The sequence below is a fragment of the uncultured Sphingomonas sp. genome, from assembly GCF_913776855.1.
In the GTDB taxonomy this organism is placed as follows: domain Bacteria; phylum Pseudomonadota; class Alphaproteobacteria; order Sphingomonadales; family Sphingomonadaceae; genus Sphingomonas.
The window spans coordinates 13,870-28,338 of sequence record NZ_CAJYQD010000047.1; the positions used below are offsets into that span (position 1 = coordinate 13,870).

The 14,469-nt window shown below is 68.5% G+C and carries 12 protein-coding genes; 3 read left to right on the forward strand and 9 right to left on the reverse strand.

Annotation, left to right across the window (positions count from 1 at the left end; genetic code table 11):
• Positions 1–19 precede the first annotated feature (19 nt).
• On the forward strand, positions 20–1,309 hold the full coding sequence (locus QZ755_RS14465) for an adenylosuccinate synthase (protein ID WP_294324180.1): 1,290 nt from the start codon (positions 20–22) through the stop codon (positions 1,307–1,309).
• 226 nt (positions 1,310–1,535) lie between these two features.
• On the opposite strand, the gene QZ755_RS14470 is transcribed toward QZ755_RS14465, so the two are convergent.
• The 6 genes from QZ755_RS14470 to QZ755_RS14495 form a co-directional block, all read right to left on the reverse strand.
• Positions 1,536–1,838, reverse strand: coding sequence for a hypothetical protein (locus QZ755_RS14470; RefSeq protein ID WP_294324182.1), 303 nt, complete (start codon positions 1,836–1,838; stop codon positions 1,536–1,538).
• Between the two features lie 252 nt (positions 1,839–2,090).
• Positions 2,091–3,158, reverse strand: coding sequence for a chorismate synthase (aroC, locus tag QZ755_RS14475; protein ID WP_294324184.1), 1,068 nt, complete (start codon positions 3,156–3,158; stop codon positions 2,091–2,093).
• Positions 3,155–3,670 (reverse strand): N-acetyltransferase, encoded by a 516-nt coding sequence (locus QZ755_RS14480; RefSeq protein WP_294324186.1) that lies wholly within the window; start codon positions 3,668–3,670, stop codon positions 3,155–3,157. Before QZ755_RS14480 ends, aroC begins: the two co-directional genes overlap by 4 nt.
• A 4-nt stretch (positions 3,671–3,674) precedes the next feature.
• A complete protein-coding gene (gene fabI / locus QZ755_RS14485) occupies positions 3,675–4,478 on the reverse strand; it encodes an enoyl-ACP reductase FabI (protein WP_294324188.1) in 804 nt (267 codons plus the stop codon).
• Positions 4,475–5,419 (reverse strand): YihY/virulence factor BrkB family protein, encoded by a 945-nt coding sequence (locus QZ755_RS14490; protein WP_294324190.1) that lies wholly within the window; start codon positions 5,417–5,419, stop codon positions 4,475–4,477. The genes fabI and QZ755_RS14490 overlap by 4 nt, the downstream gene beginning before the upstream one ends.
• A 31-nt stretch (positions 5,420–5,450) precedes the next feature.
• On the reverse strand, positions 5,451–6,389 hold the full coding sequence (locus tag QZ755_RS14495) for a DnaJ C-terminal domain-containing protein (RefSeq protein WP_294324192.1): 939 nt from the start codon (positions 6,387–6,389) through the stop codon (positions 5,451–5,453).
• A 156-nt stretch (positions 6,390–6,545) separates the two neighbouring features.
• On the opposite strand from QZ755_RS14495, the gene QZ755_RS14500 reads away from it, so the two are divergent.
• Entirely contained in the window at positions 6,546–7,229 is a 684-nt protein-coding gene (locus QZ755_RS14500; protein WP_294324194.1) for a DUF4197 domain-containing protein, read from the forward strand.
• 46 nt (positions 7,230–7,275) lie between these two features.
• On the forward strand, positions 7,276–8,763 hold the full coding sequence (locus QZ755_RS14505; protein ID WP_294324197.1) for an NAD(P)/FAD-dependent oxidoreductase: 1,488 nt from the start codon (positions 7,276–7,278) through the stop codon (positions 8,761–8,763).
• On the opposite strand, the gene QZ755_RS14510 is transcribed toward QZ755_RS14505, so the two are convergent.
• From QZ755_RS14510 to dld, 3 genes are read right to left on the reverse strand one after another with little or no spacing between them, the layout of a single operon-like run.
• On the reverse strand, positions 8,749–11,775 hold the full coding sequence (locus QZ755_RS14510; protein ID WP_294324198.1) for a ligand-binding sensor domain-containing diguanylate cyclase: 3,027 nt from the start codon (positions 11,773–11,775) through the stop codon (positions 8,749–8,751). The two genes, QZ755_RS14505 and QZ755_RS14510, sit on opposite strands and share 15 nt — an antisense overlap.
• 45 nt (positions 11,776–11,820) lie before the next feature.
• Complete coding sequence (locus QZ755_RS14515) at positions 11,821–12,693, reverse strand: BadF/BadG/BcrA/BcrD ATPase family protein (protein WP_294324199.1); 873 nt, start codon at positions 12,691–12,693, stop codon at positions 11,821–11,823.
• Complete coding sequence (gene dld, locus QZ755_RS14520; protein WP_294324200.1) at positions 12,690–14,384, reverse strand: D-lactate dehydrogenase; 1,695 nt, start codon at positions 14,382–14,384, stop codon at positions 12,690–12,692. Before dld ends, QZ755_RS14515 begins: the two co-directional genes overlap by 4 nt.
• Positions 14,385–14,469 lie beyond the last annotated feature (85 nt).

The window sequence follows — 14,469 nt, forward strand, 5'->3', positions numbered from 1 at the left end:
ATTGCATGAGGGTATGGACGTGGCGAACGTAGCGGTGATCGGCGCCCAATGGGGTGACGAGGGCAAGGGCAAGATCGTCGACTGGCTGGCGGAACGCGCCGACATGGTCGTCCGGTTCCAGGGCGGGCACAATGCCGGCCACACGCTGGTCGTCGGTGGCACCACCTATAAACTGTCGCTGCTACCCTCGGGCATCGTGCGCGGCACGCCGTCGATCGTCGGCAACGGCGTTGTCCTCGACCCGTGGGCGCTGAAGGCGGAGGTCGAACGCCTGCGCGAACAGGGCGTGTCGGTCACGCCCGACACGCTGATGATCGCCGAGACCTGCTCGCTGATCCTCCCCTTCCACCGCGACCTCGACGGTTTGCGCGAGGATGCGAGCGGCGCGGGCAAGATCGGCACCACCCGTCGCGGCATCGGCCCGGCATATGAGGACAAGGTCGGCCGCCGCGCGATCCGCGTGTGCGACCTCGCCCATCTCGACCAGCTGGAGCCGCAGCTCGACCGCCTGACCGCGCATCACGACGCGCTGCGCGCCGGCTTCAACGAACCCGCCATCGACCGTGAACAGCTGATCGCCGAGCTGCGTGCGATCGCCGATTTCGTCCTGCCCTATGCACAGCCGGTATGGCGCGTGCTGGCGCAGGCCAAGTCGACTGGCAAGCGCATCCTGTTCGAAGGCGCGCAGGGTGTGCTGCTCGACATCGACCACGGCACCTATCCCTTCGTCACCTCATCCAACACCATCGCCGGCACGGCGGCGGGTGGGTCGGGGATGGGTCCGGGCGCGGTCGGCTTCGTGCTGGGCATTGCCAAGGCCTACACCACCCGCGTCGGTTCGGGTCCGTTCCCGACCGAGCTGGAGAATGAAACCGGCGAGCGCCTCGGCGTGCGCGGCCATGAATTCGGCACCGTGACGGGGCGCAAGCGCCGCTGTGGATGGTTCGACAGCGTGCTGGTGCGGCAGGCGGCGGCGGTCGGCGGCATCACCGGCATTGCCCTCACCAAGATCGACGTGCTTGACGGGTTCGAGGAAGTGGCAATCTGCACCGGCTATCGCCTCGGCGACCAGGTGCTCGACTATTTCCCCGCCCATGCCGCCGATCAGGCACGGGTCGAGCCGATCTACGAAACCATGCCCGGCTGGTCGGAATCGACGGCCGGCGCGCGCAGCTGGGCCGAACTGCCGGCACAGGCGATCAAATATATCCGCCGCATCGAGGAACTGATCCAGTGCCCGGTGACGCTGGTGTCGACCAGCCCGGAGCGCGACGACACGATCCTTGTCCGCGATCCGTTCGCGGACTGACGGCCTCTTCCCCCGCCCCCGTTCGGTTCGAGCAGCTTCGAGCTTGCCGAGAAGCGATAGTCGAGAACGCCCAGTTTGGGGCACCCCCTTCTCGACTTCGGTTCTCGACAGGCTCGAACCTCCGCTCGAAGCAAACGGGATGGCAATAGGGTTGGCCAGTTGAGCTTCAGACATAGCAAAAGGCCCGCCCGGACATGCTCCGGGCGGGCCTTTTCACATCACCGGATCAGCGCGGCGTACCGGTGGTCGGCGGGGTGGTCGTCGTCGAATCGCCGGTGGTCGGCGTGGTCGTGTCGTCGGTCGTCGTATCGTCCGTGGTCGGCGTACCGGGCCGCGACGGGCTGTTCGGCTGCGTCGGCACCGGATTGGTCGGGCCGGTCGTCTGCGGCGACGGCTGGGTCGGCCGCATCGGATCGGGCGTGCCCTGCGTGGTCGTCGGCTGGGTCGGCTGGGTCTGCGACGGCACCTGTGCCACAGCGGCGGTGGCGCCACCCAGGATCAACAGGCTCGCGAAAAGGGTCTTGCGCATCGAAATTCTCCTTGCGTCAGTCAGGAGTTTCAATGCCTTGGCTCGACAAAAGGGTCCGCCAGTTCCCTTCGGCCCATCGCGCGAAAGGATCGGAACGCGGACGGCCCGTGGCACGACGACGACCGACTGCCCCGGCCGGCATCCCCAAAACCGCCTCTGGCGAACGCCAAGCTGACCTTAGTGGCGGGGAATAGCGGAGGTCCTGCCAAACGCTCCGGGAGCGCCGAACCTGCCGTAAATGGGGCGGGCGCCCTACCCCACCTGTCCGCGATGGCGCAGCTTCTGGTCGGCCAGTACCAGCGCGACCATCGCCTCGACCACCGGCACCCCGCGAATGCCGACACACGGGTCATGCCGCCCCTTGGTCGCGATCGTCGTCGCCTGCCCATCCGGCCCGATCGTCTCGACCGGTGTCAGGATCGAACTGGTCGGCTTGAACGCCACCCGCAGCGTCACCGGCTGCCCGGTCGAAATACCGCCGGCGATCCCGCCCGCGTGGTTGGCCAGGAACTCCGGCCCACCAGCGCCCGGCCGCATCGGGTCGGCATTCGCCTCACCCGACAGCGAAGCCGCCGCAAAGCCATCGCCGATCTCCACGCCCTTCACCGCATTGATCGACATGGCGGCACTCGCCAGTTCGGCATCCAGCTTGGCATAGAGCGGCGCGCCCCAGCCTGCCGGCACGCCCTCGGCCCGGCACGCCACGACCGCGCCCAGCGACGACCCGGCCTTCCGCGCGCCGTCGACCAGCGCTTCCCACCGCGCCGCCGCCGCCGCATCGGGGCAGAAGAACGGGTTGCGGCCGATCTCCGCCGCATCGAAGTTCGCCGGGTCGATCGCGTCGCCGCCAATCGATTCGACCCAGGCAGTGATCGTCGCTTCCGGGATCACCAGCCGCGCCACCGCACCTGCCGCAACCCGCGCCGCCGTCTCGCGCGCCGACGACCGCCCGCCACCGCGATAGTCGCGAAAACCGTATTTCGCGTCATAGGCATAATCGGCATGGCCGGGGCGATAGGCCTTGGCGACGTCCGAATAATCCTTCGATCGCTGGTCGACATTCTCGATCATCAGGCTGATCGGCGTGCCCGTCGTGCGCCCATCGAACACGCCCGACAGGATGCGCACCGCGTCCGGCTCGCGCCGCTGCGTCGTGAAGCGGCTGGTACCCGGCCGCCGCGCGTCGAGAAACGGCTGGATGTCCCCTTCCGACAGCGCCAGCCCCGGCGGGCACCCGTCGACCACCGCGCCCATTGCCGGGCCATGGCTCTCGCCCCAGGTCGTGAAGCGGAACAAATGCCCGAAGCTGTTGTGGCTCATGCGTCCTCCCCCAAAGCCGCAAAGGCACGGGCATGGACGGCCGCGCCGGGTGTGTGGACGCACGGTCCGTCGTTCAGGCGGATGCCCATGAAGTTTTCACCGGCGTAGGGGCTGTCGAACCCCCGCGCCGTCGCCGCCTCGAACCCGAAGCGGCCATAATATGCCGGATCGCCCAGCACGAAGCCCAGCTCAACCCGCGCACTGCGCAGATGGGCGATGGCGGCAGCGACCAGCGCCTCACCCACGCCCTGCCCCCGCACGCGACGATCTACGGCCAGGGGGGCCAAGGCGACAGCAGCGACCTCGCGCGTATCAGCGGTGACCTGCATCCGGCTGGCGGCAATCATACCGACCACCGCGCCGGCATCCTCGGCGACCAGCACCAGCACCAGATCGCCGTCGATCGCCAGCTGCTGCACCAGCCGCGCCTCTTCGTTACGCGGGAAACAGGCACGCAGCAATGCATCCACCGCCGGCGCGTCTGCACCGGTCGCCGCCCGGATGACGCTCACCGCCTTACGACAGCGCGATGTCGGGCGCGTCCTCGGCCTTCATGCCGATGACGTTGTAGCCGGCATCGACATGGTGGATTTCACCGGTGACGCCGCTCGACAAATCGCTCAGCAGGTACAGCCCGGCCCCGCCCACATCGTCGATCGTGACGTTGCGGCGCAGCGGCGAGTTCAGTTCGTTCCACTTCAGGATGTAGCGGAAATCGCCGATGCCGCTGGCGGCCAGCGTCTTGATCGGCCCGGCCGAAATGGCGTTCACCCGGATGTTTTCCGGCCCCATGTCCATCGCCAGATACTTGACCGACATGTCGAGCGCGGCTTTGGCGACGCCCATCACGTTATAGTGCGGCACGACCTTTTCCGACCCGTAATAGGTCAGCGTGAGCAGCGTACCACCGTTCGGCATCAGCGCCCGCGCCCGCTTTGCGACCGCCGTGAACGAATACACGCTGATGTTCATCGTCATCAGGAAATTGTCGAGGCTGGTGTCGTAATAATGACCGCGCAGCTCGTTCTTGTCCGAGAAGCCGATGGCGTGGACCACGAAGTCGATCGTCGGCCAGCGTGCCGCGATCGTGTCGAACGCGGCGTCCAGCGCGCCCATGTCGGACACGTCGCATTCGATCAGGAAATCGGCACCCAGTTCGGTCGCGAGCGGCCGCACGCGACGCTCCAGCGCCTCGCCCTGATAGGTGAAGGCAAGCTCGGCGCCCTGCGCAGCCAGCTGCTTGGCGATGCCCCAGGCCAGCGACCGATCGTTGGCGAGGCCCATGATGACCCCCCGCTTGCCCTGCATCAAACCGTTCACGCGACTTTCCCTTTTTCGTCTGTTGCCGCACCCTCTAGCGCAGGGTCGGGTGTTTCCGCCAGCGCCGCGTTCAATTCGCCGCCGATGACCACGCCCAGGCCGACGATGTAGAAGAAGAACAGCGCGATCATCACGCCGGCCAGGCTGCCATAGGTACGGTCATATCCCCCCAGCGCATCGATCGCCAGCGGCAGCAGTTGCGTCGTCCCGATCCACACGGTCGCCGTCGCCACCGCCCCCGGCCATTTCGGGCAGTTCGAGTGCCGATATTTCTTGGGACTGAGCGAATAGAACAGCGTGTAGAGCGCGATGAACAGCGCCAGTGCCGGAAACAGCTTCGCGATCGACAGATAGGCGGCATAGGGCTGCAGGAACGGCAGCAGGCGATAGATGACCTGCTCGATACCGACCAGCACGACCTGAAGGCTGAACGCGATCATCAGCATCACGACCGATCCGACGATCAGTCCGATCGACCCCAGCCGATATTCCCAGAAGGGTCGCGAGAACGGGATGCCGTACGCCTGGCGCAGGATCGACCGCACCGTTTCGATGAAGCCGGTCGTGGTCCACAGTCCGACCAGCGCGCCCAGCCACAGCAGCGACCCCGACCGCGCCTGCAGCACGTCGAGGATCGGCTGTTGCAGGACATTCGCCACCTCGGGCGGCACGGTCTGCAGGAACGCGGTCACCGCATGGATGCTGTCCCCGCTGCGCCCCACGGCCCGCGCGATCGCCGCCGCGACGATGAAGAACGGGAACAGCGTCAGCAGCGAGAGATAGGCAAGGTTCCCGGCATGGGTGAAGCCGTCGTTGAACGTGCCGATCGCAACCCGCTTCATCACCTCGATCGCGCGCGCGGACGGCCGCAGCCGCGACAGCGCCGGGCGCCCTTCGCGGTGCCGGGCCTCGGGACTGGTCGGGGACGGCAGCTCGGTCATTCGGTTCGTTTCGGAAAGTTTCGCAGCCGGATCAAACGCCCAGCTTCGCCCGCAGGTCCGTGTCCGCGCCGCTCCAACCGGTGACGAACGCCGTCAGCTCGGCGTCATCGGCCGGAAGTTCGACCATCAGCGTGACCAGCTGATCGCCGCGCGTGCCGTCTTTCCGGTGGAATCCCCGCCCCTTGAGGCGCAGCGTCTTGCCCGACGTCGCACCCTTGGGCACGCTCAGCATCACTGCGCCCTCGACGGTCGGCACGCGCACTTTTCCGCCCAGTACCGCTTCGGCTAGGTTGATCGGCAGGTCGACGCGCACGTCGTCGCCATCGCGGGTATAGAAACGGTGCGGCTGCACTTCGACCGTGACGATCGCGTCGCCCGCGCCGCCGGGGCCGACATCGCCCTTGCCGGTCAGGCGCATCTGCGTACCGGTGTCGACGCCGGCGGGCAGCTTCAGGTCGATCGTCTTGCCATCGGCCAGCGTGATACGCTGCGGGCTGAGCTTCGCCGCATCCTCGAACGGCACCTGCAACCGATAGGCGACATTGCCGCCCTTTGGCTGCGGCCGCCGCCCGAAACCGCTGGCGAACCCACCGCCGCCGCCGCCGCGCCCGCCGAACAGCCCTTCGAAAATGTCCGAAAAATCGCCGCCCTGCCCTTCGGGACCCATATCGAACCCACCGCGTCCGCCGGGACCGGGACGGAAGCCGCCGGTGCCACCCCCGGCGCCGAAGCCGAACGGCGATGCCGGATTGCCGTCGCCATCGATCTCACCCCGGTCGAACCGCGCGCGCTTGTCCTTGTCGGTCAGCAGGTCATAGGCCTGCGTGACCTTGGTAAAGCGGTCGGACGCGGCCTTGTTGTCCTTGTTCCGGTCGGGGTGCAGTTCCTTGGCGAGCTTGCGATACGCCTTCTTGATGTCTGCTTCGGTCGCGCCGCGCGCGACGCCAAGGGTTGCATAGGGATCAGCCATGTCCCGGTAGCTAAGGCGCGCGGTCCGTGTCGGCAATGGCCTATGCCGACGAAACGGAAGCAAAACGAACGGCGGTTCAACGTCGGTTCACGGCGGACGCGGCACCGGATGGCGTCGCCTGCGTTGGCAGCGCAATCGCTTACCGGAGAATCCGCCATGATCCATGCCCCGCTGTCGCGTCGCCGCATTATTGGCGGCGCTGCCCTGCTCCTTCCGGTCGCCCTGCTCGGCGGCTGTGCCACGCCGCTGGGCAGCTACAGCGTGGAGGAAGGGGTCCGCCGCCTGCTCACTCTGTCCAGCCAGCGGGCGTTCGAACGGCTGATCCGTCCGGGCGGCTTCTATGACGATCAGCTCACCCGCCTGACGCTGCCGGATACCGGCGGGCAGAACAATGTGCTGGCGGCCGTGCTGCGGACCAATGCGGTGCGCGGGCGGATCGCGATGGCGCTGAACGACATTGCCGTCGATGCCGCCGATCGTGCCACGCCGGTCGTGCTGGATTCGATCCGCGGACTGACGCTGGCCGATGCCGTCGCGGTGCTGCGCGGCGGACCGACCGCCGCCACCGACCTGTTGGCGCAATCGGCACGCGGCGCGGTGATCGAGGCGATGTTCCCCGAATTTTCCAGCGGCCTGCGATCGGACGCGACCGAGATCCTGTCGGCGATCGTCACCGCGCAGACCGGCATCGACTATACTGCCATCGCCCGCAGCGCGGCGGACCAGGCGGGGAACGCGATCTTCCGCGCGATCGGGCGCGAGGAAGCGGCGATCCGCGCCGATCCGCGCCGCACCGGCGATCCGGTGCTGACCGCGCTGCTGCTCGGCACGGGCCGCTGAACCGCGCGGGCTTGGCAAGGGGGCCGGGCGGGCGGATAAGCCGCCCATGCCGACCCCCGCCCCGCCCGAACCCGAACTCGATGTCGCGATCATCGGTGCCGGCATCTCCGGCATCGACGCCGCATGGCACCTGCAACGGCGCTGCCCCGATCGAAGCTATGCGATCTTCGAGGCGCGCGGCGCGATCGGCGGGACCTGGGACCTGTTCCGCTATCCGGGGGTCCGGTCCGATTCCGACATGCATACGCTGGGCTTCCCGTTCCGGCCGTGGCGCGGGGACAAGGCGATCGCCGATGGCGGCGACATTCGCGACTATATCGCGGATACGGCCCGCGCCTTCGGCATCGACCGCCATATCCGTTTCCGCCATCGCATCGTCGCCGCCGACTGGTCGTCCGATACCGCGCGCTGGACGCTGACCTGCGACGTCGATGGCGTGATGTCGAAGATCACCTGCCGCTTCCTGTTCATGGGTTGCGGCTATTACGACTATGCCGGCGGCCATGCGCCGGATTTCGAGGGACAGGCCGACTTTGCCGGGCGGATCGTCCACCCCCAGCATTGGCCGCAGGACCTCGATGTCGGAGGAAAGCGCGTGGCGGTGATCGGCAGCGGGGCGACCGCGGTGACGCTGGTCCCGGCACTTGCCGCACGCGGCGCGCAGGTGACGATGGTCCAGCGCTCGCCCAGCCACATCGTCGCGCAACCCTCACGCGACCGCGTTGCCCACTGGCTCTACCGCCTGCTGCCCGAATCGATCGCCGGGCGGCTCGCCCGGTGGAAGAGCGCGGGGCTGGGCCTCGCCGCCTACACCTTCGCCCGCAAATGGCCCCGCCGGATGGAGGCGCTGATCCTGAAGGGCGTCCGAGCCGAACTGCCCGACATGGCCGATGTCGACCGCCACTTCACCCCGCGCTACGACCCGTGGGACCAGCGACTGTGCCTGGTGCCGGATGCCGACCTGTTCGCGGCGCTGCGCGACGGGTCGGCGACCATCGCTACCGACACCATCCGCCGCTTCACCCCGAACGGCATCGAACTGGGGTCGGGCGCGCAGGTGGATGCCGACATCATCGTCACCGCCACGGGGCTGAAGCTGCACCTGCTGGGCGGCATTCGGCTGCGGATCGACGGCGATCGCTTCGTTCCCGCCGATCACCTGATCTATCGGGGCATGATGGCGTCGGGCGTGCCCAACCTCGTGCTGGCGCTCGGCTACACCAATGCGTCGTGGACGCTGAAGATCGATCTGGTGTCGCGCCGCATGTGCCGGATGCTGAACCATATGCGGCGGCTCGGCTACGACATCTGCACCCCCGCGCCGCCCGGCCCCGATGTCGAACGGCGCCCGCTGCTCGATTTCAGTTCGGGCTATGTCACCCGCGCCGCAGCGATCTCTCCGGCGCAGGGGTCGCGCGCGCCGTGGCGGCTGCGACAGAATTACTTTCTCGACTATGCGACGCTGCGCTTCGCATCGCTGGGCGACGGCGTCCTGCACTTCGCCCGGAGCGACCGGGAATCAGAGGACGCCTGACGCCTCGACCGCCACACGATCGTCCAGCACGACGCGATTCCGGCCGTCCCGCTTGGCCTGGTACAGTGCCAGATCGGCCCGGTGGAGCAGTTCGGCAGGCGGTGTCTCGCCGGTCGCCAGCGCGATCCCGCCGCTGACCGTCACCTGCACCGCGACGCCGTTCGCCACGATCGGCGACTCCGCGACGGCGGTCCGTACCCGCTCGGTGGTCGCCAGCGCCTCTTGCGGCGACACGTCGGCGAACAGGATCGCGATCTCCTCGCCACCATAGCGCGCCACCACATCGACCGCCCGCACGGCCCCCGCGATCCGGCCCGCGACCGCTTCGATCACCAGGTCGCCGACCTGATGCCCGTGCGCATCGTTGATCCGCTTGAACAGGTCGATATCGAGCATTGCGACGACATAGGTTCGGCCGCTCTGCAACGCCGCCTCGCGGGCGGTGTCCAGCAACGCGATCATGGTACGCCGGTTGGCCAGCACGGTCAGCGGATCGGTGCTGGCCAGCAATTCCAGCCGGGCATTGGCCGCACGCAGCTCCTGCGTCTGCTGTCCGACGACCGTCTCCAGCATACGGGTCCTGCGGCGCAGCACGACCGTCCGTAGCTGGACGATCCCGACGATCGCCAGCACCGCGATCGCCAGCAACGCCAGCCGGACCCACCACCATTCATGCCACGCCCGCGCGACGATCAGGTCGAGCCGGGTCGTGACGACGCGGGGATGCACGCCCGGAATTTGCGCCTGCAGTTCAAGGATATAGGCACCACCGGGCAGGTTGGTATAGATCGCCGTCGCCGGGCTGGCCTGCGGAATTTCCACCCAGTCCTGATCGAACCCGCGCAGGCGGTAGCGATAGCGTATCTCCTCCGGCGCGGCATAATCGCTGAGTGCAAAGGCGATGCGGATGCCATGGCCATCGGACCGGATCGTCCGCGACCCGGTGCGCGGATCAAAGGGGACGATGCGGCCATCCTCCTCGATCTCGCTGGGCGCCAGCACCGGCGCCGCCACCGGGTGCAGGGTCAGCATCCGTTCCGGTCGCAGGACCAGCAACCCGCCGGTACCCCCGAACAACACGTCGCCGGCCTGGGTGATCGCCGTCACCCGCTGGCTGAACGAATCGGTGGTCAGCCCGTCGCGGCGGCTGACGGCCAGGACCTTTTCGTGGCGCGGATCGATCACCGAAACGCCGCTGGCACCGGTTGCCCAGATGCGGCCGGCATGATCGACCTGCACCGCCGCGACATTGTCGTTGGCCAGGCCCCGCGCCTCGTTGATCGCGTGGAAGCGCCAGCGCTGCCCCCTGAACTGGCCGCGTGCGACCCCGCCATAGGTGCCGACCCACAACGTATCACCCAGCGGCAGGATCGACCCGGTATAGTTTTGCGGCAGGCTGGCCGGATCGGCCGGGTCGTTGCGATAGGTGACGAAGCGGCCGGTTGCCGGATCGAACCAGTTGATCCCGCGCGGCGTCGCCAGCCACACGCCCCCGCCCGGCGCCGCAACGATATTGATGACTTCGTTGTTGGCCAGCGACGCATTGTTGCCGGGGACATGGCGATAGCGTTGCATCCGCCGGGTCCGCTCGTCCCACACGAACAGCCCCTTGTATGTGCCGATCAACAGCCGCTGGTCCTGGCGCAGCATCGAAATGACCGGGAGGTCGCCCAGGTCGGGCACCGGCAGCGACCGTTCGGCCAGCGTCTCCGGATCGATCTGCACGATGCCGCGTCCGCCGGCCAGGATCGTCCCGTCGGGGTTCTCTGCGAACGCCTTGATGTCCTGTCCGGCATGGGCACCATCCAGCCGCAGGTGCCGCACCACGCCGTCCGCCCGATCGATCCGGTCGATCATGCCGTTGCTCATCCCGACCCAGATCCGGTCGCGGCGGTCGACCATCAGTCCGCGGACGTTGCGATCGGACAGCGAGTGCCGTGGATTGGGCATTGCATTGCCGATGGTGAAGATTCCGTCGATCCGCGGGTCGGTATGCGATGCGCCGACCTCGGTCGCGGCCCATAGCCGGCCGGTACGATCGATCGTCAGGTCGCGCACGGTATCCCCGGCCAGCGAACCGGGATTGCCCTGGATGTTGCGCATCGACCGCACCGAGAACGCACCCTGCGTCGCGATGCGCAGCACGCCCACCCCGTCCGTCCCGACCCATACCACGCCGTCCGGCCCGATCGCGAAGGCGCGGATCGTGCGATGCGCGATCTGCGGCGCGCCGCCCGACAGCGCCGCCGGCTGGACGAAGCGTCCACCCGGCAACTGCACGAAGATGCCGTGCGACCCCGTTCCGACCCACAGCCGCCCCGCCATGTCGCGGGTGATGGCCCATACGTCGCCGATGTCGGGCGTCGCGACGGCGGCAAACTCGCCTTTCCCGCGGCGAAGGACGAACAGGCCGTTTTCGCCGCCGGCATAGAGCGTTCCGTCGGCATCGCGATGCACCGCGAACGCCCCCTCGGCCAGCGCGTTGCCCGGTCCGGCCACCGGGTCCACCCGGTCGCGCGCCGCATCATAGCGGAACACGCCCTGGTCCGATGCGATGAACGCCCCGCCCCGCCCGTCCGGCTCGATCGCCATGATGCGGGTTCCCAGCCCCACCCCCTTCGCCCCGGCCAGGGGCACGAAACGGTTGGAAGACGGATCGAACCGCACCAGCCCGCCGACATTGGTGCCGACCAGCACGCCGCCACGCGGCAGTTCGAGCAGCGACCGGATATAATTGTCGGGCAGCCCGCCGGGCGCGCCGATAGTCTGGCGAAACACCCGCAACCGCTGCCCGTCATAGCGCGCCAGCCCGCCGCGCGTGCCGATCCACATCAGCCCGTCGCTGCTCTGCACGATCGCCGTCGCCGTCGCGTGGTGCAGCCCCGCATCGCCATCCAGCGTCTGGAACCACGGCGTGCGCCACGTCGCCCATGCATCGGGCATCGACGATGCCGAAGCGCTCCATGGAAGCATTCCCAGCACGAGCAGGATCAAGAGGACGAGGGGTCGCATTGCCATTTCCGGCAGCAAACCTCGCAGAAGCTGGTTTAAACAGGCTTAACGCTGGTTATGATTCAGAGCGGTATCGCGCGCCAGCCGCACCGCCCCGTCCAACGGATCGCCCAGCGGCGGGCACAGATGCGCCGCCGTCCGCACGCGCAACCATGGCTGCAACCGGGGGGCCAGCCCGCCGACCAGCGTACAGCGCGCGACGCCCCGCGCCACGATCGTCTCGACAAAGCGTTCGACATGGCCCGCCGCATCCTCGACGATCGACCGGGCGATAGGATCGTCGGCATCGGCATGGTCCATCACGATCGGTGCCAGCGCGCCGTAATCGCGTGGGGAGGCGGTTGCCATCCACGCCACCGCCTGCAGCACGTCGTGGCCGAATCGCGCCGCGACGGCATCGGCCAGCGGCGTCCGCCGCGTCCGTCCGTCCAGCGCGCGCAGCGCGTGGCGCACCGCGCTCAGCCCCAGCGCCGCCCCGCTCCCCTCGTCCGACACCGGAAAGCCATAGCCGCCCAGCGCGACCTCCTGCCCGTCGATCCGCAGCAACGCCGCGCTGCCGGTGCCCAGGATCAGGATCGCACCATCCCCGCCGCCATGCGCGCCCAGATGCGCGACCTGCGCATCGCTCGCCAACGCGACGGAGGCGACACCGAAATCGGTGGCCTCCAACGCGGCGCGAATGCCGGGGCGTCGGATGCCGGCAATGCCCATGCCGACGCGCACCTGCGCCCGTTCAGGCGGCGACAATCCGGCCGTGGCCTGTCCGATGACGTCGGACAGCACGCCGCGCAGCGCGTCGATGCCGATGCCGGCATTGGCCGCCCCCGCCTGCCCCGCCCCGATTTCCCGACCGCTCCCGTCGACCAGTCGCGCGCGGCAATGGCTGCCGCCGGCATCGATGCCCAGGGTGAACGTCACGCCTCCCCCTCCCACTGCCGCGCGCGCGACGTGTGACCGATACCGGGGTTCAGCTGGTTGCGCGGATCGAGGTCGCGATAGAAGCCGGCCAGCGCCGGTCCGGCATGATACAGATGCCCGACATTATGCTCCGCCGGATATTTCGCGCCCACCGCGTCCAGCCGGTCCCACAGCGCATGTTCGAACGCCAGCGGGTCCGCACCTTTCCGCACGATATAGTCGCGGTGGAACACATGGCAGAAGAAATGCCCGTAATAGAGCGTATCGACCACCTGCCCGCCCAGCTCGTCCGGCAGCACCTCTGCCCAGTCACGGGTGTTGCGCGGCAGGGCGACGTCCAGCGCGACGATGTCCTCCACCCGGTCGGCATGGACCGCGCGATACCGCACCGCCGCCCCCGCCGCGACGAAGCGGTGGAGGAACGCCTTGGCCGATTCCTCGGCCGAACATTCGAACCATGCGTCGGGCAACAGCGTGTCGAGCAGCGCCGCGGTCGCAGGTGCGTCGGCCGCCGGCATCTTCAGCAGCAGATGATGTTCGAACCGGTCGCGAAACGCGCGCATCCGCCGGGGCAGGTGATCGCCCAGCAGGCTGCCCGCCCGCTGCAATACCCGATCGCTCAGGTTGCGTACGAACCGCCCGGTCACGCCATCGACCCACGCCTTGGCCGCGAACAGGCGCGGCAGCCGGTCGGTGCCCAGCCGCTCGATCGCGCGGAACGTGTCGCGGCCATAACGATCGGCGATGTCGAACGCCCCGCGATGCATATATTCGCCCGCGATCGGCAACGCCGCGAACGCGGCGAGCATCGTCCGGCGCAACTCGGTCAGCCGGTCGGGATCGTTCGTCCCGATATAGAAGGTAACCGTCGCATCCTCTCGCGCGAACGTGTCCAGCCGCACCGCGAACACGATCAGCTTGCCCGCACTTCCCGCCGCTTCGAACAGGCAGCGCGGGTCGGCATTGAACCGCGCCGGAACCGCGCTGTCGATGTCGCGGACATGGGTGACGTAGCGATGGTCGTGCGCCGGCCGGTCCGCTGCCGGATCGACATCGGCGGCGGTGAAGTCGCCCCGGTCCAGCCGCCTCAGCACCACCTCCGGATCGTCGCCCAGCGCGATGCCCAGATGGTTGACCAGCCGCAACGTGCCGTCCGCGCCGACGCGGCCGAACAGTGCCAGTTCGGTATAGGCCGGCCCCCGCCGGATCAGCGACCCGCCCGAATTGTTGCAGACCCCGCCGACCACCGACGCGCCCAGGCACGACGACCCGATCACCGAATGCGGCTCCCGCCCCAGTGGCCGCAGCGCCGCCTCGAGGCCGTAGAGCGTGGTGCCCGGCAGGCACACGACCTGCGCGCCACCGCCCAGCAGATGCAGCCGGTCGAGCCGCGTCGTGCTGATGATGACCAGCCCGCCGGGATAGTCGTCGCCGTCCGGGGTCGACCCGCCGGTCAGCCCGGTATTCGACGCCTGCATCAGGATCGATACGTCGGCGGCGACGCACGCCTGCGCCACGCGCCACAATTCGACCAGCGTGGCGGGCCGCACCACCGCGATCGCCGCGCCGCCACCGGTCCGATACCCCTGCCGGAACCGCGCGGTCCGGCGCGGATCGGTCAGCACGTGCCGCCGCCCGACTGCGGCGCGCAGTCGGGCGATCAGTTGTCCGGTTGCCGAAGAGTCCGTCATGCAATCCCGTCCGCCACACTCATCCGTACCCCGGCGAAGGCCGGGGTCCAGTTGGGGGACCTCCGTCATCTACGGAAAATCCTTG